Consider the following 24804-nt stretch of genomic DNA (forward strand, 5'->3'; position numbering starts at 1 on the left):
AAAATTATGCTGTCAAAGAATTAGTGGGAGATAATTGTTCTAAAATAAACTCCCGTGCCACTTTTAAAGAAAGCTCTCTTTGGAGAGAATACCAAGACTCTATAGTTGCTTTAATTCTCATCAGTTCCAATTGACAAAATGCTCTTAAAGAACAGAAAATATGAGTAACAATAGCTTTTGTCGTTCTTACTTGAAACTTAGATAATCCACACAATTGTTTTAAAGCTCTATGATAGCATTCTATTCCCCAATGAATAGTTTGTAACTCTCTAAAATCATCGCGCTTCCAATCCATAAGTTTAGATTCATCATATAGAAAAGTAGCATAATAACGACAACTTCCGTGTTTAAAAGTCCTCTTAAATATTTTTACTTTTCCGAATTTTTTGATAATTACTATCAATCCATTATTAGGAATTTCCAACTCCTCTACTCTTTGATATTTACCTCCTTCTACTTTTACTTGTCTATTTTTGGCTATTCCTACTTGAAAATTCAGTTCTTTGTCTCTAAAAAATCTTAAATTCTCTTTAGAAGAATACCAACATTCTGTCGTTATAGTAGAAGGTTTTACCCCCCACTTGATTACTTCTACGATCATCTCTCTTAAGTAATCATTTTTTGTTTTATTATCTAGAGGATCATAAAGGCGATAATTAATAGGCATTGATTTTCCATCATAGTCAGTATAATACAAAGTAATTAAGTTAATTCCTTTGATGGCTTTTTGATGTTTTCCTGACCAATAATAGTTGATTAAATGAGCTTTTCCTACTTGAGAGTAGTGTTTTTCAATAACGGTATCATCCCCACTTAACACTCCTCCAATCAAATTAAGGTTTCCTTGAACTTCTCTAAATAAATCTATTGGTTCATATTGCTCTCTTAGTAAGAATCTATTGGTGCTATGACGAGAAATTTCTAAAATCTCAGCTAAACGGCAGCAACCTGTGTATTTTGGCTCTGAGAGCAAGAAGTATGTATATTGATCTAGATTACATTGGGCTGTTGATGGTTTACTCCGAAGTCTTATGATTTTTCTCCTTCATTAGCGATCACCTGAAAACATCATCTGCATATTTACGCTCTTTTGTCAATGCGAAACTCCTAATTATGTGTGGGCTTAATACTATTAAGCCCATACGGGAAACGGGTGTGACAGGACTCGAACCTGTAACCGACAGCTTAGAAGGCTGTTGCTCTATCCATTGAGCTACACACCCATAACACGAACTCCATTTTAACTTGTTTTTACCCAATTGGCCTAGAACTCAAATTGATTAATACGTTGTTGTAACATTTGAGGAAATTTAGCGTAGTATCGCTTATTCAACGGGGAAGGATGGGGTAAGGGAAGTAAGGACACTTGACGCTGATGTTTGGTTCCTTGAAAATCAACCGCTTCTAGGGTTATCGGAAGTTGTGCTTCATAGCGATCGCCTCGTTGCCAAAATTCCTCAAGTTTCTCTTTTGGCCCGTAAGGAGCGAACCATTTAAACGCTTCTGTCCCTAAAGTAACGATTTGATTTCCTCCCCAATATATCGCCAACAATTGTGCAATAAAGGGACGAAATCGCTCTTTCACCTTGATGGTATAAGCTTTGTTACCGGGGGGTTTATAGGGAACGGTATTCGTCAATATGGCGCGATCGCAAATAGATTGTAAATCTTCAGGAGAAGAGGGTTGTTGATGATAAACTCCCTGATAAAATCCTTTGCGAAGCATTTTACCGGCAGAACCGATTAAAGGTTGTCCTTGGGCCACTTCATCTTTCCCTAAGTCTCGCCCAAAAAAGCAAATATTACTATCTAAATTTCCTGCATAAAGTATGGGTTGGGTTGGAATTTTACCCGCCCCTTGATAAATAGGAAGATCAACGGGAAAGTCCTCTCTTTCTGCCTCTTGACGAATTTTATCGACTAAAGTTTTAATTTCGTCCATTACTCCTCACAACTGATCACTGATGACTGTTCACTGCTAACTGAATTTACCCATCCAACTCCCCTTCTATAACCACAGAAAGAGCAGATTTAGCATTATCTCGGAATTCTTGAATATTGACTTTTCCTAACAACCAAATAGCTAAAATCATCCCGAACCCTTGAATAACAAACACTAAGCCATAGGCTAACACAGGAGCCGTAAACACCATTTTGCCAAAATTGAGAACTACACCACCTAAAACCGTAGACAGTCCTCTAGCGATGGCTTGAGCTAACCCCCAAGCACCGATAAAGGTTCCGGCGGTTTCTGCCACAGTTAAATCTAACATTAAACTGGTAGCTCCGGCCGTAATCATTCCTGATGCTAAACCAAAAAACAGTAATCCTGATTTTAGTAAACTTTGACTAGGGAAAGCACCAGCTAAAACAATGAGGACAAAACAACCCACAGCGAGGATACAACCTAGTTTGGTGGTGCGCTGTTTTCCTAGACGGGGAACTACTAAAAATCCCGTTGAAGCGATACCGAAGAGGGTTCCTGTGCCAAAAAAGGCGTTCAGTTGGGTGGTTTCAGAGATGCACATCCCAAATACTTCACCCCCATAGGGTTCCATCACTGTGTCTTGCATGAATAGACTGAGGGTTAGAATCAAAATAAAGCTAAAAAAGAGTCCCGTTTGACGACTGGCCGTTAAGACATTTAAAGCATCTTTGAAACCGATTTGATCTTCCCGTTGTACTGCTTGCGATCGCATCCCAAAGCGAGAATAACGAGATTCTACTCCCCAGGTAGCCAAAAAACACATAACTAAGACCACCACTGGCATAATGATAAATACAGGGTTAACCGTTGCTTTTAAAGCGGGAATATTAGCTATTTTAGTTGTAGCTGTCGGATCGTAGGATAAAATGGCCTGACCGCAAATTTCTGGGGTATTGAGTAGTTGAGAACTGACGATCGCTCCTACCACAATACCCACCATTAACATCGACCAAACAATACCAATTAACTGCGATCGGTTATCCTCATCGGATACATCCACTAACATAGCAGCAAAGGGAGTGGAACTTATACTCAAGGCTAAACCGTAACCGCCAAAAATCACCCCTAATAAGATCGCCCAAGCGTAACTACTCCAACTCCATCCCGTTGCTTGGATACTGCTTCCCAGTTGCCAAACCACTTGTAGAGCAATAAAGGCGAGAGAAGTGAAGAGAATAGCCCCGATCCACACATATCCTGTGCGATGATAGCCTTTAATGGGTTTTGTGTCTGAGAGTTGTCCAAACCACACCCTTGCCGGACTAACAAACTGATACATGGCGATCGCCGTAGCTGCGATCCAGGGTAGTACAGTTAATTCATCGATCATAATGCGGTTGATCACCCCTAAAGTCAGCAGAGACATGATCCCTAGTCCCATTTGGAATAAACCTAACCGAAACATGGTGAATAGCTTTATTTTCGGCAGGGGTGTACGGGGTTTAGAGTTCAAGCTTTCAGGAATATCGTTAATGGTCATTTTTGAGGTCACGCAACTAGGCAAGTTATTTGTATCACTAGACTATTGTGAACTACCCAGACTAAGCTAATGCTATAGTTTGGGCTTCTGAACTCACAGGGGAATGCCTCAAGACAGACTTACGCCCACCTTTTGGTCTTACTTCCCCTCCTTCAGCAGCAATCCTGGTTCCCAAGACCGATATACCTTCGACGAGGATGTCACAATCTCTATCCCTGCTTACGACGTGAAAAAGCAAGACCTAAAACACTAAGGCTAATCAAACTAACCACTGTGGAAGGTTCAGGAACGGTTTCCGGATTGGTAGAACTACCAAATACATCATAAGTACCTGTTAAAACATAAATGTCGCCACCACCAGAACCTTCAAAGGCCAGAGACAACTCTACTCTTCCACAACCATCGGCGCAAACACCGAAAACAGGGTTATCCGCTGCAGGAAAGTTAAAAGGTCCATAAACGAAAGTACCAGTACCCACACCAGGTTCGTTTAGCGCATCACCGATATCAATAGTTGCTACTTCATCGTCATCTACGTCAAAGAGTGTCGCACGAAGGGTCTTAGGTTGAATGGTAGTGATGGGCTCAAGGCTTACACCCAAACCATTGATGTCACTTATAGCCCCGCCTATAGAAGCGCCGAAAAATATCGGCTCCGTTGGTGAGGTGAACAAGGTGGGATCAAACTCAGGGAAATCAAAGGTTTGAGTGAATTCACTAGGGTCACCATGATCTGTAAAAACAGCACCAAATGCACCCCTTGGGTCCAAAATGGCCTCAAAGCTATTGTAACGCACATTGTCAACACCCACTGGCTCTGTGGTGCTGACATCTCCAATCTCCAGGTTCACATAAAAGGGGTCAAGGATATCATAACGATATTCTCCAGTGGGTACACCGCCGTCTAAGAGTTCATCAAGGGGTCTGATTGTATAATCGAAGGTATGGCCATTAACCTCGCCCTGTAGGTCTATAGGAGGCTTACCTGAAACATTTAGAAATGCAGCTTGGGCTGCTGTACCAGAGACTAAAGTTGCTAAGATTGAACTATATATAATTGCTTGTTGCTTTAGCATTTATCTAACGTAATTTTTGATTTTTGACAGAGCGCATATTATATCACAAAATACCCACTAATACCAGCATAATTAATCTCTATTAAAGAATAAATTTATCAGTAAAAACTCTTAAGTTTAAATAATTTCTCAAACAGAAAAAATAGGTATAGCAGTGGCCAAGGCTCCGCAGGACATTTTTCTGTTCCCTGTTCCCTGTTCCCTGTTCCCCTAAAATATAATTTATGTGTCCTAACTAGCCTGTCTATTGCTATAACATTGAGCATTAAGTCTACGATTTTTGATAGGCTTAGCATAGCAGATAAATTCAGAGTCTGCTTACTTGAGCTTATGGAAGATATAAAAAACTATCGTAACCAATCTCCAGATCTCCGGGAGAGTCTAGAAAAAGCACCCTTTTTTAGTGAGTTGCCAGAAGAAAGTTTAGAATTGGTGATGAGTCATGCGGTACTCCGTAGTCATCCAGCCAATCGTGTAATTCTTCTAGAAAATGATTGGGGAGGCTCCGTATATTTTATCCTAGACGGATGGGTAAAAATTCGCACCCACAATGTTGATGGCAAAGAAGTAACCCTCAATATTGTGGGCAAAAGAGAAGTTATCGGTGAAATGGCGGCCTTAGAAGAAGCTCCTCGCTCAACCGATGCAATCACCCTAACTCCTACCACTATCAGTAGCATTCCTGCACAAGATTTTGTTAATCTACTTAACAGTGATCCCCTTGCTGGTGTTCGACTAGCCCAAGTTATGTCTAAGCGTTTGCGCCAACTCAACCGACGATTAAGGTTAAGGGAAGCGGATAGTCTTTCACGGGTAGCTGATACCTTCTTATTCTTGGCTGAGGGACAGGGAAAAGAAACTACTCAAGGCGTAGAAATTCCTAATCTACCTCATCGAGAATTAAGTAGTATTAGTGGGTTAGCCAGAGAAACAGTGACAAGATCCCTGACTAAATTAGAAAAAAAACGTCTAATCAAACGAGAAGATGACATCTTCTGTATCTTCTCTTTGGACTCTCTAGAACAAATTATTTCGTAACAAAATGGATGATTCCAACTGGGTAGATGAAGGGGATGAGTTAATCAATCAACGTCAACCTACCCCTTCCACAACCCCTACCCCTCCGTTGAACCCAAAATCAGCTAAGATTCTTCAAACTTTGGCTATGGTGGAAACTGCCTTTTTAGCCAGTGCAGGGAGTTTAATTTGGTTGATTTACTATTATTTTCCCATTGGCCCTCTTATAAGGATATTTTTTCCCATTCCTATTGCTTTACTCTATCTAAGGAGGGGAAAGCGTGCTGCTTGGATGGGGGCTTTAGTATCAGGATTATTGTTAACAGTATTAATGGGCCCCACTCGTAGCATTGTCTTTTTGATTCCCTATGGACTGATGGGGGTTCAGTTGGGGGCATTTTGGCGTAGAAATCTTCCTTGGGAGTTTTCTATGATTACAGGAGCTTTATTGGGAACATTTGGCTTCTTTTTCCGCTTCTGGTTATTCTCCATTCTCTTGGGAGAAGATTTATGGCAATACATCATCAATCAGATAACAGGTTTGGCCGAATGGATATTTTTACGCTTAGGAATTTTAGCGCAACCAAGTTCTGTTTTTATCCAATCTCTAGCAATTTTTATTATTTTTTTCAACAGTATTATCTATCTATTTGCAGTCCATTTGGTGTCTTTATTAGTGTTAGATAAACTAGGCAATCCTATTCCTCGTCCTCCAAAATGGGTACAGGTTATTTTAGATTATGAATAAGAAGTTCGTAAGTCTTGGCTTCAGCCTTGATTATAGCTTTCTAACTCCTAAAGAACTTACAAAAGACTTACTTTCATTTTTGCAAACCTACTTAATATTCGAGGATAAAACCATGATAAAAATTATCAAATATTTACTTATTTTTAGTTGTTGTTATTATCCTGGTGAACAAATTTTAGCTCAAGGAGGATTTGATCGTCCCAGTTTTTTTCGGGATGGCCAACTCTTAATGGATCAAGAAATTCAACGATTACAACGGCAATCTTCACCTAATAATGTTGAACATCCCTCTCAACTCCTTACTATTGATACGGAACAACTTCGCTGGCAAAAACTTGTCTTTCAGGATGGAGATTTTTCCGTTTGGATACCCCAAGGATTACAAAGTTCAGAAACAGTTATCATTAGTTTAGATAAGGAGACTTTATCCTTTGAGGTTGTAGCATCTCATCCCCAAAATTATCGCTTTGTGGCTGCTTATTCTGATAGTTTGGACTCCAATAAAATTTCAGATTCAGAACAATTACTTAATCAAGTTATAGAAGGAATCATCAAAGAAACTAATTTTACTTTACTAACAGACGAAAATATAACTTGGCGACAATATAACGGGAAAAGGTTAACCATGAAAGATGAGGACGAATTGATTAGTTTTCGAGTTTATCTAATTGATAATAGGGTTTATGTTTTGGCAGGTGGGCAAAGTTATAATAATCAGAATATATCGTCAGTTTTTTTGATTCCTTTCGTATCCTCTGAGTATAATTCTAAGAACTATTGAGATTGTTTAACCTTATTAATCCATCCCTGATGAAGTTGTAATATTTCTTGATAAGAAAGAGTGGTTTCTGTTACTAATTCAAATATGGGACGATAAAAGTTCTTGGGAAACCATTGATTTAATAAACGAGAAATTCTTAGACGTAAAAAATATTCAAATATTAATGATTTTTTACGAGGAAAAGTATAGTTAGAGAGTTGTTGTAAAGCCTCGGCATCTGGGACTCTTTTTTCTGTAAATGCTGGCATTACTAAATCCCAATTATCTTGATATTTATCTAATAATTCATCAATGATCATAACATCTTCTAAAGCTGAATTACATCCTTGTCCCAAGGAAGGGGAAACAGCATGGGCTGCATCTCCTAAAATAAGAATATTGTTGCTATCATGAAATTGATTACATTCGATGGTTGTAACTTTAGCAACGGGACGTTTCAGCAAATTTTCTACTTCTTGTAGATCAAATAATTGTCCTATTTTTCCTCCATTTTCTTGGAAAAAGTTGAGCAATTCTGAAGAATTTTTAAATTGCTCAAAAGGACTATTATCTTTATCAAAAATAATCACCCCATGAAGATTATTTTCTCCTTGAGGAACCAGTAAGATTCTGACTTTTTCGCTTAACTGAATACTATGAATTTTATCTGGTTCTAAACATAATGATTCATCCGCAGTTTTTAAAGGTAAATAAACTGATTTATAAACATCGGGTAGCGCATTTTTTGTACATTTAAAACTAGAGAGACTCTCCAAATAGTGTCTAACTTGTGAGTTACTTCCATCTGCTCCTATCAATATGTTATATTTCTTGTTAGTTATTTGTTGATTTTCTATTTCAAAAGAAATGCTTTTTTCTTGGGAATTAATATTAATACATTTATGGTTAAAATGAATTTTTAATTTTGATTGGTTATTTCCTTGAAACAATTCTTCTAAGAGAATATAAGAAAGAACGGAGCGATCAATAGTTAAAAGAGGTTTTTTACGGGGAATTGAGCGGGTTTTACCTTTTTGACTGTGGAGTAATGTCCCCTGACAAAAGGTTCCTTTTTGAGCGATTTTTTCTTCTAAATTCTCAATTTTTGACAATGCTTGTCTGCCTCTTGCTTGAAGGGCTAAAGGAAAAGTTCTTTGGGTATCAGGAGATGAGAGACGAGGATCTTGACGACTTTCATAAATCTCAATGTTAGTATAACCTCGACGCAAAAGATAATGGGTTAATAGTAATCCAGCAGGGCCTGCACCAATAATAGTAATAGGAGTATTCATGCTATCAAAAATTAAGACTTTAAAATTGTCTCAAGGTAATAATCATTTCAGTTTAATATTTTAGTAGCTAAATCTCACTTAAGATGAAAATTCCATTTTTCTTAAGAACCAGTGTCCTGACTGACTATTTTAGAGACTTTTTCTGTCGTCGTATTCCTTTGGTTAAATAAGCTAATACAAAAACAGTCAATCCCATCATGGAATATTGAAAATATTGAGTGGTTGCCGTTGCTGTTAGAATTAACAATAAACCTAAAAACCAGATAGGAAATTTTGCCGACATCATTCCTCACTTTTACTTTATGGGAGTACACAGAAATATTATGACATTACTGGAAGGTGGGCAATGCTCACCCTCCTTGGTTTTCACATTGTATCAATGTCCGTTCCCATAATGGGTAATGCTATAGCACTAGACAAAAAGATTATAAAAACAAAAATGAACTGGGAACATATTGATTAGGTTGGCTCTGTCTGTCCGTATTTCTTGAACCGAGGAAAGCCGAACCCTCGATTACGAAAAAAGTCCCAAGCATCGTGAAGTCTTCTAACGTTAGTTTGCAAGACTTGGCTTGGGACTTTAGCTAACTCAGGATATACTTTTTTAGCTTTTGGTAATTGGTTTTGTTGCTGATGATAACTTGGGAAAGGATAACTTGCCTCCATGATATATTCTGACTCCAAACTACATCTATCTACTAGGCACTTACGACTAGAGATCCAATCCTTCAACTCACGCAAAGCATAGTTGTATGAACGGCGACAAATTTCTAGCCATTCAGACAACATTGCCTCTTGTTTATTGTCAGGATAGATCCTGTATGTGTAGTTTAGTGTTAGAGTCATAGATTGATTCTACCATAAGAATAACAAGATGGTAGTCTAAGTTATAACAAGAGGATGTGCTGTCGCACGTCAATATGCTGGTCAAAATTCATCCCTACCTAAAATATGGGAGCTTCTGATAGAATTTTTAGTTAGGGACTTCTTTTGACATTTTTGTTAAATTGATAGTCATTACCGAAAACTCTCAGAAGAGAAGCCAAACTCATCGGTAAAAACTCTGAATTTGTCAATCTTTTACGCTATTCTTAAAATCATCAGTCCCAAGAAGAAAAAGTAATAGCCATGAAGAAACTTTTATTCCTCTTCCTATTTATAGTAGGACTCTGGGTGGCTCTAGCCAATTTTAAAGGACTAGCAACCCAAGGCGACTATGAATCAATTATTGTTAATTTTCGTGAAGATGTTTCCACCACAACCCTCAGTGAACAAATAGAAGCGATCGCCAGTAACTATAACCAGTCTCTGAGTCTCAATAGTGTCTATGCGATCGACGAACACATTTATACTTTGACAGGAGACAAAGAACTATTAAAGAATCTCAAAAAGTCTCCTTTAAACGAATATGTAGATTATATCGAACCCAACTACATTTATAGTGCCTTAGAAACACCCAACGACCCCGACTATAGCAAACAGTGGAACTTGCATAATATCCACGTAGAAAGGGCCTGGGAAGAAACCAAAGGTGAAGGTATCACCGTTGCGGTTATCGATAGCGGAGTCAGTCGTGTCCCGGACTTACGCCAAACGGAATTTGTTCCCGGTTATGATTTCGTCAACGATCGCAAAGATGCTAGAGACGATAACGGCCACGGAACCCACGTCGCCGGAACTATTGCCCAATCTACCAATAATAACTATGGTGTGGCCGGGGTTGCCTACCAGGCCAAAATTATGCCGTTAAAGGTTTTATCCGCACAAGGTGGGGGCAGCGTCTCTGACATTGCTGATGCCATTCGCTTCGCAGCAGATAACGAAGCGGACATCATTAACATGAGTTTAGGGGGTGGTGGCGAAAGTCAGGTGATGAAAGATGCCATCGACTACGCCTACAACAAAGGTGTGGTGATCATTGCTGCTGCTGGCAACAGTAACCAAAATGCTGCCTCTTATCCTGCCAGATACCCAAAAGTAATCAGTGTTTCCGCCTTAGATGCAACTGGTAAAAAAGCACCTTACTCCAACTATGGCGCAGGGGTTGACATTTCTGCCCCAGGTGGTAGCGAAGAGGGTAAAATTCTTCAAGAAACCATCGATCCCAGTACAGGACAAGCGGTGTTTTCAGGTTTCCAAGGAACCAGTATGGCTGCCCCTCATGTGGCTGGAGTTGCTGCTTTAATCAAAGCAACCGGAGTTAAGGAACCCGAAGAAGTATTCGCAGTGTTAACCCAGTCCTCTCGCAAAGTAGAAGAGGATAAGTTTAACTATTATGGCTCCGGTCAACTAGACGCAGGAGAGGCGGTTAAACTAGCGGTTAAAGGACAAATTACCTTTCGTGACTTCTTCCGTTGGTTAAGGGATAGTGGCTACTTAAACCCCCGTTTTTGGATAGATGGTGGCATGGTTGCATTGTTACCAAAACTATTAATGGTTTTAGGGTCTTATTTACTTGCCTTCTTGTTACGCAACTATTTCCCCTTTGCTTTCACAAGTCCTTTTAATTGGGGTTTAGTATTAGGTAGTTCTGGTTTATTTTTCCTACAAGGAATTTATGTGTTTGACCTACCTCAATGGCCGTTTCGTGTCATGGGTAGTTCTATCCCAGAATTAGCTAATTCTATCGAGGGGACAAGTTTATTAAATCCCTTTTTGGCTAGTGTATTAATACCGTTTGCCTTGGTGGCTATATTGTTAGGTCATAATAGCTGGAAATGGTTTGCTATTGGTACCAGTTTAGGGGTAGCTGCCTGTTTAACTGTTCATGCTATTATGTCTCCTGCGGTGATGGCAATGCCCTCTCTAGACGTTGCTCGAGCATTTTTAGGGGCTAATGCTTTCCTTTGTGTTGGGTTAGCTTGTTTAGCCAGTAAGAAGTCTTAGGAGTTAGGAGTTAGGAGACTTTTGACATAATATTTGTAGGGGCTTAATAATATTAAGCCCTTTCTGTTTTTTGCCACCCAAGTATCATCAACAAGAAAATGACAAATTTAAAAGGAAAAGTCGCTTTAGTAACTGGTGCAACCAGAGGTATTGGTAAAGGTATCGCCATCGGTTTAGGGGAAGCAGGGGCAACAGTTTATATTACGGGACGTACTTTAACCAATAATAGGAGTTCGGAGTTCGGAGTTCAGAGTTCGGAGTTTGGGGATATTATTAATGATAATATTTCAGGAACTTTGTTAGAAACCCAAGCAGCAGTAAATGAAGCGGGGGGCAACTGTATTGCGGTGCAAGTTGATCATGGTGATGATGAAAAAGTTAGGTTATTATTTGAACGCATTAAAAATGAACAAAATGGACAATTAGATATTTTAGTTAATAATGTTTTTTCAGGGGTAAAAGCTCTTAGCAATGCTTATGGTAAACCCTTCTGGAAACATGACCCTAGTTTGTGGGATAGTATTAATAATGTGGGGCTTCGTAGTCACTATGTTGCCAGTATTTTTGCAGCCCGTTTGATGAGTAAACATCAACAAGGACTAATTTTTACTATTTCTTCTTGGGGTGGTTTATCCTATATTTTTGGGGCAGCTTATGGAGTAGGAAAAGCAGCTTGCGATCGCTTGGCCGCAGATATGGCAGTGGAGTTAAAAGCAGATAATATTACTTCTATTTCTCTTTGGCCAGGTATTGTGGGAACGGAACAAATGTTTGAGTTTTCTCAACGGATAAATGAGCAAGATGATGATAGTAAGGCAGAAAATGCTACCTTTGAGGACTATTATAACTGGGAAACTCCCTTATTTACGGGGAGAGTTATTGCTGCTTTAGCTGCTGATAATAATACTATGAAGTCAACAGGAAAAGTACAGATTATTGCTGAGTTAGCCAAACGATATAAGATTGTGGATGAAAAAGATAATCGTCCCGTTTCCTTACGTTCCCTGCGCTTTCTTTTACCCTCAGCTATCCCTGCTTTAAAACAGTATGCTTCTTTGATCCCAGATATTAAAGTTCCTTGGTTTATTTTAAAATTAACCATGCTTCAATCTGCTTCATGAAACCTAGACAAACCTAGACAAACCTAGACAGGCTTGATGTTCAATTCCTGCTTCAACCAAGGGAGACGGCTCCTTCTTGTCCACAGGCGTTTACCGATAAGCCATCGGCATTGTTTGTCCAACTTTCGAGATTAATTGACGCGTTGACATCCCTGTCCATAACTTGACCACAATTTTGACAATGATATACCCTTTCAGATAACGGCATATCTTGTATATTTCCACACACGGAACAAGTTTTTGAACTGGGAAACCACCTATCTACTATAGTGAACAAAAAGCCAAAGCATTCTTGTTTATAACTCAACAATTCTCGAAAACGATACAACCCTAAATTAGATAAGGCATCAGATAACTTATGATTAGCCATCATGCCTTTTATGTTTAAGTCTTCTACGAGAATATGTTGATAAGTTTTAGCTAATAATGTGGTGATTTTTTGCAGAAAATCCTCTCGAATATTGGTTATCCTCTTATGCTTTTTTCTTAGTTTCTGGTAATACTTAACCGCATTTTTTGATGGTTCTATTCCAGCACGACGGTTGCCTAATGCAGCTTGGCAAAAATAATCCACCAGTCGCTTATGATCTTTAAAGCCCTTAAATTTCCAAACGAACGGCTTAGCAAAATGTTGATTAAAGTAATCAATAAAATTGAGAATTTTTTGGGATAGTTCTTCAGTTGAACGGACAGTAATTCTTTTGAGTAAACGCCGGACTAAGATCGAAAACCAACACTTAATTTGATTAAGCCACGATGTATGTTTGGGAATATAAACAAAGCTAATTCGATGAGATTCATCTGATAAAAAATCTGCTCTGCTGTCCATAGATTGCAAAATCTCCTCCTTTCTTTTTCTTCCCAAATCAATAGTAATTCCACAGCTTTCTGCTACTAATTTGACTAAGCTTTCCGATTTATGAGTGTTGAGTTGATCTACAATAAAAATCCATTCTGCTTTTTCATCAATCTTAATCGTTCTCTGGATATGTTCAGAAAAATCTTGTTCTGTTCTTGTCGGTCCAATAGAGGGACTAACAACTTTTCCTCTTGCCACATCCCAGTTCGCAATCAAGCTTAAAGTTCCGTGTCTTTCATATTCAAATTCGATTTTTTCTACTTGTTTAGGCTTGATTCTTTTGTTCGGAAATAATCTCTCAAGAGCTTGAATCCCTGTCATTTCATCTGTACTAATTAAATGAATTCCTTGTTCTAACAAAGTTTTAGCTTCTTGATGAAGTTCACAGATATATTTGACTTGCTTTTTAAATTTTAAGGGATCATCAATTTTGGCATTTAACCAGTAACGAACGAGATGTGGTTGTAATGTCGCTTCTTTTTAAAAAACGCCCCACACTACGGGGGGAAATCTTTTCGACAATTCCTCTTTTTATGGCTTCATCCGCCAACTCTGAAGGTGTCCAATGGCTCACTGGTCTGTCTGATTTTTCACATTCTTCACAAGCGATCTCTACAATCTGGACTACTTGTTCGACCGTAAAGGATTTTGTTGTTCCAGGTCTTGGGCGATCGCTTAAAATTCCTTTGATCAAGACCATTAATGCTTTCTCCGTTACCTGTTGTTCTTCGGCGGCACTCAGTTTTTCTCTCTCCTCAAACCATCGCGATCGCCACTGACGCACTTGTACTCGGTCTAATTCTAATCTTCGACTAATCGAACTATTGCTCTCTCCTGATGCTGCGGCTAAGATTAGCTTGGCTCGTCTAACAAGGCGATAGGGGTTTGTTGTCCCTCTCACTATTTGTTGGAGTACTGTTTTCTGTAGGTTGGAGAGGTTAATTGGCAATGCTTTTATCATGGACATCAACTTCGAGATTCTTCCGTTAGTTTCATTGAAACACATTGTCGTGGCTAGTCACGAAAGTTTCTGTAAAAATCTGGTGGATTACTTTCGCCAAGCTGCACTAGTTATCATCAGCAACAAAATCAGTTACCAAAGGCGAAAAAAGTATTTTCTGGATTAGCTTTAGTTCCAAGCCAAGTTTTACAAACTAATGTCAGAAGACTACATGATGCTTGGGACTTTTTTCGTAATCGGGGCTTTGGTTTCCCAAGGTTCAAGAAATATGGACAGATGAAGTCTTTATTATTTCCTCAATTTAGAAGCAATCCTTTGACAGGGTGGCAACTCAAATTACCAAAATTGGGAAAAGTCCAGATAAATCTTCATCGTCCAATCCCCAATGGTTTTGTTATCAAACAGGTACGAGTGGTCAAGAAAGCAATGGGGTGGTTTGCCGTAATTAGCATTCAATCTGACATAAATCTGCCTGAAATTGAGGCTCCTTTTGGGCATCCTTTAGGGTTAGATGTCGGGCTTTCTAGTTACTTAGCGACCAGTGATAACTATATAGAAAAAGGACGAAAATTCTTCAAAAGCGAACACCGCAAGCTGAAATTGCTGCAACGTCGCTTAAGTAGAAAAAGCAAGGGTTCTTTCAACTACGAGAAAGCCAGAAAACGAGTAGAAAAGCAACACAATCATATTGCTTTCAAACGGAAAGATTATCAGTTCAAATTAGCTCACTTTGTCTGTGACATGGGAGACTCTATCTTTATGGAAGATATTGACTTTCGTACAATGGCTAAAGGCTTTTTGGGTAAGCATACCCTTGATGCAGGTTTTGGTCAATTCAGAGATATTCTCAAATATGTCTGTAAGATAAGGGGCAAATATTTTGGATTAGTTGATCACCGAGGAACTAGCCAGACTTGTCCTAATTGTCGTGCAGAGATGAGGAAAACCCTTTCTGATAGGATTCATGATTGTCCTGAATGTGGCTATCGCTGTGATAGAGACGTGGCATCAGCGCAAGAAATTTGTAATCGAGGAATAGAAACTACTACTCTGGGACTCAGAGGAAAGGAAACCGTCTGTCAAGTCGAGGTGTCGGGGGTGATGAGCCTAGATCCCAGATTCCGCACTTCAAAATGTAGTATAAAAAAATACATAGTTTTAAAAAGTCCGAAAATCATACCTGGGCAAGAATATTTCTCTTTTCATTAAATTTTTAGGAAAAATAATCAAATTAAGAAGATTTATACTCATTGAAAACTTAGCAAGACTCAGCACAAACGAAGGAGAGTTTCCTCTTCTCATTTGATATCATTAGACTCTTATTCTTTTATTATTTTTGCTTTATCCAATTCAATTTATAGATAATATCTTTGACAAGATGCAGGTAATAAACTCAATATAAAACGCCTTTCTTCTGTTAAATTGACAATTTGTTTAACTCCGTTTAAAATCACATAATGAATACCTTGAAAACATTGAAATATCCACCTCAAAGTCGGACGCAATGTTACTTTCTCTACTTGATTATTTATTGCTTTTTTGACTCTTTTTAAACAATTTCTTAATTCTCTTTGCCCCAAGTTATAAATCAACAAACACAAAGACATTAAAAATAACATTGTTTCTATTCTTTCTGGTTTTCCAACGAAGAAACTATCAGTAAAAAATAAGGGATCTTTCAAAAATCGAAATCCTCTTTCCGTAGATTGCTGGTTTTTATAAGTTATCAGAATTTCACTAGCTTCTAATTTATTTTCCTCTACTAAGTTAGTTGCTAAAATAAATTTTCCTTCTTCTTTAGTCTTTCTACTTATCTCTTCATCTTTTTTGATGATCAGACTAATCATTTTATAAATCTTTTCCTTTTTTTTCGAGTAAGTTTCAATCAGTTCAACTTCTTTTATTTCCAACAATCTCAATTTTTTATTAATAGCTTTTAATTTATATCGAGCAGCTTGAGGATGTTCAAATTCTTCAGATTGTATTTCTTTAAGAAATTTTTGGGATTTCTTCTCTTCTTGGGAAAGTTGTTTTTCTAGTTTTTCCAAATCACTTTTCTGTCTTTTTTCACTCAAGACTATTAACCAAGTTTGCTTGATTCCACCATAAGTAACAATTTCTTCTTTCCAGGTATAACTTTCTAAATTTAGGTCACTTCTTTTTTCTTTATCTTCATCTTTTACTTCTTCCACCTCTATATTTTGCACTAATTCTTTTGCTTTTTTTATGGTCATTGGAACTCTCGTTATCCATTTTAAATGTTGGATTAGTTGGAGATTTTCTTGACCATATAAAGCACTATCACAAACCATGATACTATCAAACTTTATTTGCTTTTTGAATTCTACTAAAACTTTTCCAAATACAGCTTTATCAGATTCATTTCCATCTCCTACTCTCACAAATAATGGAATATCTCCATCTTGGCTTGTTATTAAATCCAAGACACATTGTTTTAAGTCTGGTCTATGATCCCGAAAATATCCTTTCTTAATAAAAATTGGTCTTTCTTTAATAATTTTTTCTTCTTCCTGTTTCTCTTTATCTTCTTCCCTTTTATATTCTCCATCTAAATGAAATGATGTGGAATCTAAATGGGAGTATTTAAGGTCTATTTTAATTTTTTTAATTACTTCTAAAACTACTTCAATAAAAATATCATTTAGTCCATATTTATATAATTCATCCATTACTCTCCCAATTTTGTCATCATTAAGGTAATCAGGTTTAATTCTTTCTCTTAACAATTTCTCAATGGCTTTATCTTGAAAAAACTGACTGAATAAATATAGAGGTCTTGAAACAAATCCTAGTCCATTGATTAAAATAGACTTAACTACTGTACCTGCTGAGATTTTTTCTCTAACATCTATTCCTAATTTATTATTAATTATTTTGACTATTCCTATTTCATCAATTAAACCAGCTACTATCCCTAAATGGTCTAAATTTTTAACTTGTATTTCTTCTAAATAAGACATTTTTCGCTCTTTTTTTACAGAGGAAACAACTTAAGCAATTATCCCACTTTTTTGTCTTCAAGAGCTTAAGCAATTATACTTAATTATTAAACCCAGGCTTGTAGTATTTAATGCTACTTTTTGAAGTGCGGAATCTGGGTTCAAAAATTAAATGCGATTGCCCTGCCCCCCCAAACTGTTTTGATGCGCGAGCGTCAACTCCTAAAAGAGAGAAAACAATCCGATTTTATGCTAATAATAATCAGATTGTCCTTAATCGTTTTATAACTTAAATCATGAGCTTTTTAGCAGTTTATGAATCTCATTTTACCAAACATTTAACACAAACACAGTTTGAGGCTTTTAGAATTTTACTGTGGTTGCTGACAGTACATAAACAGGTTAGAATAGAAAGGTTAGCAGCTTGTTTTCCTTTACCAATCCTTTATCAAAGTCGTCGTAAACATATCCAGAGATTCCTAGTTTTGTCAGCTTTAGCCATTCCCAGATTCTGGTTTCCTGTCATTAAAGCTATTATTTGTAAAGAATTTAAGACTGGCTCTCGTCTGATTATAACAATTGACCGAACCCAATGGAAAGATAAAAATGTTTTCATGGTTGCTGTTATCTGGAAAAAGCTGGCTTTACCCATCTATTGGACACTTTTAGGGAAAAGAGGAGCCAGCAGATTATCTGAACAACAGGCATTAATTCAACCTGTTCTTTGTCTTCTAAAAAACTATGAGTTAGTCATTCTTGGAGACCGAGAATTCCACAGTGTTAAATTAGCTTATTGGTTGAAACAAAAAAGTAAAAAACAAAAGTTATTCTTCGCTTTTCGTCAGAAACAAGGTACAAACCAGAAAAAAGATGATGAAGATTATCAAACTTTTTCGCAGTTAGGAATGAAACCTGGGATGAAGATGTTTTTAACTGGGGTTTCAGTCACTAAAAATAAAGGGTTTGGAAACTTTAATGTGGGAACATATTGGAAAAGAAAATACAAGGGCAAACAGGAAAAAGAGCCTTGGTTTATTCTTACCAACTTAGACAGTTTATCAGAGGTCTTGAAAGTCTATCGAGCCAGGGCAGGTATTGAAGCTATGTTCAAGGATTGTAAGACAGGGGGTTATAATTGGGAGGGAAGTAAAGCCAATAATAAACGACTAAATTCCTTGATTTTATTAATAGCGATCGCTTACACTGCTACTTCTTTAAAAGGCAAAACATTTCGACAAACCAATCAAGGAAAATATATTGCTCGTCTAACTGAAAAATCAAGACGTGACCGAAGACATAGTAATTTTTGGATAGGACTTTATGGCTCTCTTTGGATTCACGCTTGGGAATTTTGCTCTGATTTTATTTCAATTATGATGAGCAATAATCCCCAGAAACTCAACAATTATAAAAGAGGGTTACAAGCCATGTCCATAATAGATAAGACGGCTTAATTCCCCTATTTTATCTTAACATAAAATAACCAGTGGAAGATGATTTATTTTAGATGTAACTATCCAAAATAAACCAATTTTTATTATTTAATAAAAACTAATATCCCCCCAAACAGGGCAATCGCATTAAAATCTGAGATGCGTGATCCAGTAAAGATTTTAGAGTTTCAGTACAAATGAACGGCGATCGCGAAACCTCTTATGCAGTCAGCTTTTCAAAAATTAAATGCGATTGCCCTGCCCCCCCAAACTGTTTTGATGCGCGAGCGTCAACTCCTAAAAGAGAGAAAACAATCCGATTTTATGCTAATAATAATCAGATTGTCCTTAATCGTTTTATAACTTAAATCATGAGCTTTTTAGCAGTTTATGAATCTCATTTTACCAAACATTTAACACAAACACAGTTCGAGGCTTTTAGAATTTTACTGTGGTTGCTGACAGTACATAAACAGGTTAGAATAGAAAGGTTAGCAGCTTGTTTTCCTTTACCAATCCTTTATCAAAGTCGTCGTAAACATATCCAGAGATTCCTAGTTTTGTCAGCTTTAGCCATTCCCAGATTCTGGTTTCCTGTCATTAAAGCTATTATTTGTAAAGAATTTAAGACTGGCTCTCTTCTGATTATAACAATTCCCGAATTTCTCACAAAATCTGCGATCGCCAAACACAGAAGCCTTACAGGAAGTGGGTTTGAACAGAGCGATCGCAGATTTCCCCAACCAACAGTCTGTTGTCAGATTTTAAGTTAAAATCAACCCGAATTAGACAAAGATGAAAAGATAAATCAATCACTCATTTTTCCAAAAAAAATTATTAATAAAATCTCTAATAGTACTAGATTGTTAGAATAAAATATGCTATAATTTAATTATTAAAGCAATTTACCTTAAACTGATTTAATGAGTCCCAGTCATCCCCGAACCCCTCGTCAAGTAATCAACTTTAGTAAACAGAAAGGAAAAGAAATAATCGCTAATTTTGATGGGGGACTAATCACTTCAGATGCGGGGATTGTCTGGATAGCTGAGTTGGATAAAAAACTGGGAATTACCGAGAAGTTTGGTAACTGTTTTCAAGATCATCGTCATCAATCTTATGTAGATCATTCCGTTCATGAGTTATTAGCACAAAGGCTTTATGGAATTATTTTAGGCTATGAAGATGTCAATGACCATGATAAATTACGTCACGATCCTGCCCTTAAGATCGCTTTAGAAAAGCTTAATGAACTTGAAGATAAAAAGGGATGGTTAGCTGGAAAAAGTATAATTAATAGATTGGAATATTGTCCTGAGACTATTCTCGACCAAAAAACGAGTCGTTATCATAAAATAGAACCCAACTTTGAAGCCATTGAAAAATCTTTTGTCGAATTTTTTTTAGAGTCTTATAAAAAACCTCCCTTAAGTATTATATTAGATATGGATGTCACGGATGACCAAGTACATGGTAATCAAGAAGGGGCATTTTTAAATAGTTATTATCACGGAGTATGTTATGCTCCTTTATATATTTTCTGTGGGCATCATTTATTAGTTGCTAAACTTCGTTCATCTAATGTAGATCCAGCCGATGGAGCCTTAGACGAATTACAAAGAATTATCGGACTGATTAGAGAAAAATGGTCAGAGACTCATATCCTAGTTAGGGGTGATAGTGCCTATGCCCGTGAAGAAATCTTCTATTTTTGTGAAAATCAGCCTTTAGTTGATTATGTTATAGCTATGGGAACAAATGGCGTTCTTAAGTTACGAGCGGATGATGTAATTGAAAAAGCCAAACATGAATATGAAAAAAAACTAGCTCCAATAACTGAATTAATGGATAGTTTATTTCAGAAAAAAGAAGATTTAGAAGAAGTTAAAAAATTAGTACCAATTTCTACTTGGTATCGCTCTATTCGTTATAAAACAGAAAAGTCATGGAGTTGTCAAAGAAGAGTAGTGACAAAAGTTTGTTATGGAAGTGATGGCTTAAAAATGCGCCATGTGGTGACATCTTTGCCCGCTTCAAAAATTCCACCCTCAAAACTTTATACAAAAAAATACTGTCCGAGAGGCGAGATGGAAAATCGGATTAAAGAACAACAATTAGACTTGTTAGCTGATAGAACTTCAACTCAAACATTTCAAAGTAATAAACTAAGATTATGGATACATTCCTGGGCTTATGTTCTCATAAATGCTTTTCGTCAACACTGTTTAAAAAAAACTTCATTGGCTAAAGCAACTGTGGGAAGAATACGTCTAAATCTTCTTAAGTTGGGAGCCAGAATAAAGATTAGTTGTAGAAGAATTATTATCGCTATAGCTAGTGCTTGTCCTTATCAAGATATTTTGTCTATTGCTAACAAAAGAATTAAAACTATTCCTAATACTGGATAAGTAGAATAAGTTGTTTTTTAAAAAAGATATCTATCATAAGTTTTTGACTGACTGATACTTTCATTTAGTCTTATTTATCGTGGAGAAAATCAAAAGTTAATATAATTATTCCCTCTTAAACTCAATTTTTGGATAATCAAAGTCAATTTTTTTATTCATCTATATTCAAAATTTCTATTAGTCCTAAAAATTATCATTTTTCATCTCTGGATTGGGCTTTCAAATTAATTTGTGAGAAATCCGGGTGAAGTGGGTATTCAAAACGGAACTTTAGCCATTACTATTGCTAGTGCAGCTTGGCGAAAGTAATCCACCAGATTTTTACAGAAACTTTCGTGACTAGCCACGACAATGTGTTTCAATGAAACTAACGGAAGAATCTCGAAGTTGATGTCCATGATAAAAGCATTGCCAATTAACCTCTCCAACCTACAGAAAACAGTACTCCAACAAATAGTGAGAGGGACAACAAACCCCTATCGCCTTGTTAGACGAGCCAAGCTAATCTTAGCCGCAGCATCAGGAGAGAGCAATAGTTCGATTAGTCGAAGATTAGAATTAGACCGAGTACAAGTGCGTCAGTGGCGATCGCGATGGTTTGAGGAGAGAGAAAAACTGAGTGCCGCCGAAGAACAACAGGTAACGGAGAAAGCATTAATGGTCTTGATCAAAGGAATTTTAAGCGATCGCCCAAGACCTGGAACAACAAAATCCTTTACGGTCGAACAAGTAGTCCAGATTGTAGCGATCGCTTGTGAAGAATGTGAAAAATCAGACAGACCAGTGAGCCATTGGACACCTTCAGAGTTGGCGGATGAAGCCATAAAAAGAGGAATTGTCGAAAAGATTTCCCCCCGTAGTGTGGGGCGTTTTTTAAAAAGAAGCGACATTACAACCACATCTCGTTCGTTACTGGTTAAATGCCAAAATTGATGATCCCTTAAAATTTAAAAAGCAAGTCAAATATATCTGTGAACTTCATCAAGAAGCTAAAACTTTGTTAGAACAAGGAATTCATTTAATTAGTACAGATGAAATGACAGGGATTCAAGGTCTTGAGAGATTATTTCCGAACAAAAGAATCAAGCCTAAACAAGTAGAAAAAATCGAATTTGAATATGAAAGACACGGAACTTTAAGCTTGATTGCGAACTGGGATGTGGCAAGAGGAAAAGTTGTTAGTCCCTCTATTGGACCGACAAGAACAGAACAAGATTTTTCTGAACATATCCAGAGAACGATTAAGATTGATGAAAAAGCAGAATGGATTTTTATTGTAGATCAACTCAACACTCATAAATCGGAAAGCTTAGTCAAATTAGTAGCAGAAAGCTGTGGAATTACTATTGATTTGGGGAGAAAAGGAAAGGAGGGGATTTTGCAATCTATGGACAGCAGAGCAGATTTTTTATCAGATGAATCTCATCGAATTCGCTTTGTTTATATTCCCAAACATACATCGTGGCTTAATCAAATTGAGTGTTGGTTTTCGATCTTAGTCAGGCGTTTACTCAAAAGAATTACTGTCCGTTCAACTGAAGAACTATCCCAAAAAATTCTCAATTTTATTGATTACTTTAATCAACATTTTGCTAAGCCGTTCGTTTGGAAATTTAAGGGCTTTAAAGATCATAAGTGACTGGTGGATTATTTTTGCTAAGCTGCACTAGGTTTTTGACTAGAGTATCGTGTCCAAGCAATGTTTACTTTTCGTGTACCTTGTAGATGTTTAGGAAGATCCTTATAATTCCCTCCATCGGGAACCATAGCAATTGTATTGATTGTTTTTTGGGAATGTTTTGTGATTTGATGGTTATAGACTTGGTCGGAGCCTATACGCATCAATTTTTGATAACTTGAAAGAGGATTAATAGGATAGGGTTCACCATCTGTCATTGACTCTTCGGGTAAATCATTCATGGCTTGACTACAGGTTATTTTGTTCTCAGTAAAATCTCCAATAGGGAAATTAAATTCATAATTTTTTGGAACTCCAACAAAAATCACTCTACGTCTGTTTTGTGGAACCCCATAATCAGAAGCTAACAAGATTTTGTATTGTACTTGATAGCCTAAACGTCCCAAATCTGTCAAAATTTGTTCTCTAATTCTTCCTTGAGCCATTGATACCATATTGGGTACATTTTCCATGACTATTGCCTTGGGCTGAAAATAATCAATAACTCTTAAAAAAGATTTATAAAGTAAATTGCGTGGATCATCAGGATTTCGTTTCCCTGAGATTGAAAACCCTTGACAGGGAGGCCCTCCTACGATGACATCAATTGATTTGTTAATTTGTTGTGATATCTTGGAGGAAGAAGCAACGGCAAGATCCATTAAAATCCCTTGAGATGTAGGATGATTTTTTTGAAAAGTAGCTAGTGCATCTTTCCAGTTGTCAATACCTGCTATTACCTCAAAACCTGCTTGTTGGAATCCATAGGAAAGTCCGCCACAACCAGAAAATAAGTCTAATAAGCTATATTGATTCGTTTTATTCACTTTATAATTTTCTAAAGATGTTGTCTAGGGGATTACTATTTATTATCATAACTTACCGCTTTGTCTCGAAGGTCAAACGTATGAGTTGGGTTCCGTTCCTCTACCCAACCTCCCTTGGCAAAAATTAGGACAAAACTAGACAGACGCAGGACTTATCGCCCCCGTATTTTCACTTAATTTTAGTAGGGGGCGATAAGTCCCACTTAAGGAGTAACCTACAACCCTTACTAGAACGAAGTCTGTCTAGTTTTGTCTAGGTTTATAAAACCCTAACTACATATTGAAAATGGTGGGTTAAGACTGATTATTAGATTCTTATTAGAACTCAAATTATAGCCGTCTAACCCACCCCAAGATCTTATTGAGGAATAATAGGGATTCGCTGTTCTTCAAACCGACGATCGCGTATGGTTGGGGGTTGAGTGCGAATATAGTCAGGATTGCCTGATAAAGAGGAGTTAAAGGGGCTAACAAGGTCTGGGGTGCGAATTCTGGGTCCTGCGGTTTGTTGTCTGAGACCATCCCATAACACCGCTTCTATGGTTTTACCATCATTAGCAATGGTGTTATCAAAGAAAGATCCCGGCGCATATCGCCAGCCAAAAATCTTATTCATTTGACCAAACATATGCGTATTGTCATAAAAGCGTAAACTTTCGTTACAAGGTGATTTCCAAGAAAAAGTTTCCCACCCATTATCAGAATCTGTTTGTAGAACATCTCAAATAAGCGAAAAGGGAAAAATAAAAAGTTGTTCGCGGATACTTTCCGCGAACAAAAACCTCCCTATCTAAAAGAAAGAAATACGCTAACTTTTAAATTAGCTTTGACTATTTTTAAAAAGGAAATTCACTTAATTTTACACTCTTATTAACTTTTTAGACTAACTGGGTCTAATCAAAATATCCCATTTAGGTAAGTGAGGATTACGTTCTAAACGTTTCTCAATTTCCTTCATCTCTTTTTTCGTTAAAGAAATGCCTTTTTGATAAACTTTTTTACTTAACTTAACTATCGGATTTAAGCCTTTCCATGTCATAGTTTTTACCCAAGCTAACATCGTTTGAGCATTTCTCAGAAGTGTTCCTTTCCAATGCCTCTCTAAAATTCCCCAACATCTTTCTATGGGATTATATTTACTGTGATAAGGAGGAAAATATAGTAATTGAATAGATTTCTTAGTTTGGTCGGCAAACTCTACCATTCTCTTCAAAAATTGCCTTCTTATTCCACTATTTTCTGGTCCATTATCAACTTTAATTTGGATGTTCTTTAGTTGCTGCTTTTCATTTATACTCAGACTTGTCCACC

At 37.1% G+C, this 24804-nt stretch carries 22 protein-coding genes, 1 tRNA gene and 3 pseudogenes; 11 read left to right on the plus strand and 15 right to left on the minus strand.

Annotation, left to right across the window (positions count from 1 at the left end):
- Nucleotides 1-4: 4 nt before the first annotated feature.
- The 5 genes from CWATDRAFT_RS13670 to CWATDRAFT_RS13690 all read right to left on the minus strand — a co-directional run bounded on the left by CWATDRAFT_RS13670 (nt 5) and on the right by CWATDRAFT_RS13690 (nt 4543).
- Nucleotides 5-1033: an IS701 family transposase gene (locus tag CWATDRAFT_RS13670; protein ID WP_071905591.1), complete on the minus strand. Its 1029-nt coding sequence runs from the start codon at nt 1031-1033 to the stop codon at nt 5-7.
- Nucleotides 1034-1150: 117 nt separating this feature from the next.
- A tRNA-Arg gene (locus CWATDRAFT_RS13675) sits at nt 1151-1223 on the minus strand.
- 41 nt (nt 1224-1264) lie between these two features.
- Complete coding sequence (locus CWATDRAFT_RS13680; protein WP_007305576.1) at nt 1265-1942, minus strand: uracil-DNA glycosylase family protein; 678 nt, start codon at nt 1940-1942, stop codon at nt 1265-1267.
- Between the two features lie 46 nt (nt 1943-1988).
- Complete coding sequence (locus CWATDRAFT_RS13685) at nt 1989-3467, minus strand: BCD family MFS transporter (protein ID WP_007305577.1); 1479 nt, start codon at nt 3465-3467, stop codon at nt 1989-1991.
- 209 nt (nt 3468-3676) lie between these two features.
- Nucleotides 3677-4543 carry a PEP-CTERM sorting domain-containing protein gene (locus CWATDRAFT_RS13690; protein WP_007305578.1) on the minus strand — a complete coding sequence of 289 codons (867 nt, stop codon included), beginning with the start codon at nt 4541-4543 and terminating at the stop codon, nt 3677-3679.
- Between the two features lie 330 nt (nt 4544-4873).
- Between CWATDRAFT_RS13690 and CWATDRAFT_RS13700 the strand changes: the two genes are divergently transcribed.
- The 3 genes from CWATDRAFT_RS13700 (at nt 4874) to CWATDRAFT_RS13710 (ending at nt 7089) form a co-directional block, all read left to right on the plus strand.
- The gene (locus CWATDRAFT_RS13700; RefSeq protein ID WP_007305579.1) at nt 4874-5581 is read left to right on the plus strand and encodes a Crp/Fnr family transcriptional regulator; all 708 of its coding nucleotides are present in this window, start codon (nt 4874-4876) and stop codon (nt 5579-5581) included.
- Between the two features lie 4 nt (nt 5582-5585).
- Complete coding sequence (locus CWATDRAFT_RS13705) at nt 5586-6308, plus strand: DUF2232 domain-containing protein (protein ID WP_007305580.1); 723 nt, start codon at nt 5586-5588, stop codon at nt 6306-6308.
- Nucleotides 6309-6387: 79 nt separating this feature from the next.
- Entirely contained in the window at nt 6388-7089 is a 702-nt protein-coding gene (locus tag CWATDRAFT_RS13710; protein ID WP_232287101.1) for a hypothetical protein, read from the plus strand.
- On the opposite strand, the gene CWATDRAFT_RS13715 is transcribed toward CWATDRAFT_RS13710, so the two are convergent.
- The 3 genes and pseudogenes from CWATDRAFT_RS13715 to CWATDRAFT_RS13720 all read right to left on the minus strand — a co-directional run.
- A complete protein-coding gene (locus tag CWATDRAFT_RS13715) occupies nt 7083-8360 on the minus strand; it encodes an FAD-dependent oxidoreductase (RefSeq protein ID WP_007305582.1) in 1278 nt (425 codons plus the stop codon). The genes CWATDRAFT_RS13710 and CWATDRAFT_RS13715 overlap by 7 nt on opposite strands.
- A gap of 124 nt (nt 8361-8484) precedes the next feature.
- Nucleotides 8485-8646, minus strand: coding sequence for a hypothetical protein (locus CWATDRAFT_RS37255; RefSeq protein ID WP_021833009.1), 162 nt, complete (start codon nt 8644-8646; stop codon nt 8485-8487).
- A gap of 188 nt (nt 8647-8834) precedes the next feature.
- Nucleotides 8835-9206, minus strand: a pseudogene (locus CWATDRAFT_RS13720) (helix-turn-helix domain-containing protein); the annotation flags it as partial.
- Nucleotides 9207-9488: 282 nt separating this feature from the next.
- Between CWATDRAFT_RS13720 and CWATDRAFT_RS13725 the strand changes: the two are divergent.
- Both CWATDRAFT_RS13725 and CWATDRAFT_RS13730 read left to right on the plus strand, forming a co-directional pair.
- Nucleotides 9489-11246, plus strand: a complete 1758-nt coding sequence (locus tag CWATDRAFT_RS13725; protein WP_007305584.1) for a S8 family peptidase — start codon at nt 9489-9491, stop codon at nt 11244-11246.
- 98 nt (nt 11247-11344) lie between these two features.
- The gene (locus CWATDRAFT_RS13730) at nt 11345-12367 is read left to right on the plus strand and encodes an SDR family NAD(P)-dependent oxidoreductase (protein WP_007305585.1); all 1023 of its coding nucleotides are present in this window, start codon (nt 11345-11347) and stop codon (nt 12365-12367) included.
- A 52-nt stretch (nt 12368-12419) separates the two neighbouring features.
- Here CWATDRAFT_RS13730 and CWATDRAFT_RS33675 read toward each other — a convergent pair whose 3' ends face one another.
- The 3 genes and pseudogenes from CWATDRAFT_RS33675 to CWATDRAFT_RS13740 form a co-directional block, all read right to left on the minus strand.
- Nucleotides 12420-12941, minus strand: a complete 522-nt coding sequence (locus tag CWATDRAFT_RS33675; protein ID WP_081450960.1) for an RNA-guided endonuclease InsQ/TnpB family protein — start codon at nt 12939-12941, stop codon at nt 12420-12422.
- 6 nt (nt 12942-12947) lie between these two features.
- A pseudogene (locus tag CWATDRAFT_RS33680) lies at nt 12948-13586 on the minus strand (transposase); the annotation flags it as partial.
- Between the two features lie 64 nt (nt 13587-13650).
- Nucleotides 13651-14232: a helix-turn-helix domain-containing protein gene (locus CWATDRAFT_RS13740; RefSeq protein ID WP_007303067.1), complete on the minus strand. Its 582-nt coding sequence runs from the start codon at nt 14230-14232 to the stop codon at nt 13651-13653.
- A 63-nt stretch (nt 14233-14295) separates the two neighbouring features.
- On the opposite strand from CWATDRAFT_RS13740, the pseudogene CWATDRAFT_RS13745 reads away from it, so the two are divergent.
- Nucleotides 14296-15300: pseudogene (locus CWATDRAFT_RS13745) on the plus strand (RNA-guided endonuclease InsQ/TnpB family protein); the annotation flags it as partial.
- A gap of 242 nt (nt 15301-15542) precedes the next feature.
- Here CWATDRAFT_RS13745 and CWATDRAFT_RS13750 read toward each other — a convergent pair.
- Complete coding sequence (locus CWATDRAFT_RS13750) at nt 15543-17168, minus strand: IS1634-like element ISCwa1 family transposase (RefSeq protein WP_007305588.1); 1626 nt, start codon at nt 17166-17168, stop codon at nt 15543-15545.
- A 275-nt stretch (nt 17169-17443) separates the two neighbouring features.
- Between CWATDRAFT_RS13750 and CWATDRAFT_RS13755 the strand changes: the two genes are divergently transcribed.
- From CWATDRAFT_RS13755 to CWATDRAFT_RS13775, 5 genes are all read left to right on the plus strand, one after another.
- Nucleotides 17444-18601, plus strand: a complete 1158-nt coding sequence (locus CWATDRAFT_RS13755; RefSeq protein WP_007305589.1) for an IS4 family transposase — start codon at nt 17444-17446, stop codon at nt 18599-18601.
- A 350-nt stretch (nt 18602-18951) separates the two neighbouring features.
- Entirely contained in the window at nt 18952-19353 is a 402-nt protein-coding gene (locus CWATDRAFT_RS13760; protein WP_007305590.1) for a hypothetical protein, read from the plus strand.
- A 150-nt stretch (nt 19354-19503) separates the two neighbouring features.
- A complete protein-coding gene (locus tag CWATDRAFT_RS13765) occupies nt 19504-20988 on the plus strand; it encodes an IS1380-like element ISCwa5 family transposase (protein WP_007305591.1) in 1485 nt (494 codons plus the stop codon).
- Between the two features lie 351 nt (nt 20989-21339).
- Complete coding sequence (locus CWATDRAFT_RS13770; RefSeq protein ID WP_007303150.1) at nt 21340-21921, plus strand: helix-turn-helix domain-containing protein; 582 nt, start codon at nt 21340-21342, stop codon at nt 21919-21921.
- A 64-nt stretch (nt 21922-21985) separates the two neighbouring features.
- Nucleotides 21986-22627, plus strand: coding sequence for a transposase (locus CWATDRAFT_RS13775; protein WP_007305592.1), 642 nt, complete (start codon nt 21986-21988; stop codon nt 22625-22627).
- 17 nt (nt 22628-22644) lie between these two features.
- On the opposite strand, the gene CWATDRAFT_RS13780 is transcribed toward CWATDRAFT_RS13775, so the two are convergent.
- The 3 genes from CWATDRAFT_RS13780 to CWATDRAFT_RS13790 form a co-directional block, all read right to left on the minus strand.
- On the minus strand, nt 22645-23493 hold the full coding sequence (locus CWATDRAFT_RS13780; protein WP_007305593.1) for a DNA cytosine methyltransferase: 849 nt from the start codon (nt 23491-23493) through the stop codon (nt 22645-22647).
- Nucleotides 23494-23851: 358 nt separating this feature from the next.
- The gene (locus CWATDRAFT_RS13785) at nt 23852-24109 is read right to left on the minus strand and encodes a hypothetical protein (protein WP_232287102.1); all 258 of its coding nucleotides are present in this window, start codon (nt 24107-24109) and stop codon (nt 23852-23854) included.
- Between the two features lie 267 nt (nt 24110-24376).
- On the minus strand, nt 24377-24804 hold a 428-nt coding region (locus CWATDRAFT_RS13790; protein ID WP_007305595.1), incomplete at its 5' end, for an ISAzo13-like element transposase-related protein.

The sequence above is a fragment of the Crocosphaera watsonii WH 8501 genome (genome assembly GCF_000167195.1).
GTDB classification, from domain to species: domain Bacteria; phylum Cyanobacteriota; class Cyanobacteriia; order Cyanobacteriales; family Microcystaceae; genus Crocosphaera; species Crocosphaera watsonii.

Coding starts and splice junctions, on each gene's coding strand:
- CWATDRAFT_RS13680 (WP_007305576.1), bottom strand. CDS start 1,942: ATGGACGAAATTAAAACTTTAGTCGATAAAATTCGTCAAGAGGCAGAA.
- CWATDRAFT_RS13685 (WP_007305577.1), bottom strand. CDS start 3,467: ATGACCATTAACGATATTCCTGAAAGCTTGAACTCTAAACCCCGTACA.
- CWATDRAFT_RS13690 (WP_007305578.1), bottom strand. CDS start 4,543: ATGCTAAAGCAACAAGCAATTATATATAGTTCAATCTTAGCAACTTTA.
- CWATDRAFT_RS13700 (WP_007305579.1), top strand. CDS start 4,874: ATGGAAGATATAAAAAACTATCGTAACCAATCTCCAGATCTCCGGGAG.
- CWATDRAFT_RS13705 (WP_007305580.1), top strand. CDS start 5,586: ATGGATGATTCCAACTGGGTAGATGAAGGGGATGAGTTAATCAATCAA.
- CWATDRAFT_RS13715 (WP_007305582.1), bottom strand. CDS start 8,360: ATGAATACTCCTATTACTATTATTGGTGCAGGCCCTGCTGGATTACTA.
- CWATDRAFT_RS37255 (WP_021833009.1), bottom strand. CDS start 8,646: ATGATGTCGGCAAAATTTCCTATCTGGTTTTTAGGTTTATTGTTAATT.
- CWATDRAFT_RS13725 (WP_007305584.1), top strand. CDS start 9,489: ATGAAGAAACTTTTATTCCTCTTCCTATTTATAGTAGGACTCTGGGTG.
- CWATDRAFT_RS13730 (WP_007305585.1), top strand. CDS start 11,345: ATGACAAATTTAAAAGGAAAAGTCGCTTTAGTAACTGGTGCAACCAGA.
- CWATDRAFT_RS13740 (WP_007303067.1), bottom strand. CDS start 14,232: ATGTGTTTCAATGAAACTAACGGAAGAATCTCGAAGTTGATGTCCATG.
- CWATDRAFT_RS13750 (WP_007305588.1), bottom strand. CDS start 17,168: ATGTCTTATTTAGAAGAAATACAAGTTAAAAATTTAGACCATTTAGGG.
- CWATDRAFT_RS13755 (WP_007305589.1), top strand. CDS start 17,444: ATGAGCTTTTTAGCAGTTTATGAATCTCATTTTACCAAACATTTAACA.
- CWATDRAFT_RS13760 (WP_007305590.1), top strand. CDS start 18,952: ATGAGCTTTTTAGCAGTTTATGAATCTCATTTTACCAAACATTTAACA.
- CWATDRAFT_RS13765 (WP_007305591.1), top strand. CDS start 19,504: ATGAGTCCCAGTCATCCCCGAACCCCTCGTCAAGTAATCAACTTTAGT.
- CWATDRAFT_RS13770 (WP_007303150.1), top strand. CDS start 21,340: ATGTGTTTCAATGAAACTAACGGAAGAATCTCGAAGTTGATGTCCATG.
- CWATDRAFT_RS13785 (WP_232287102.1), bottom strand. CDS start 24,109: ATGAATAAGATTTTTGGCTGGCGATATGCGCCGGGATCTTTCTTTGAT.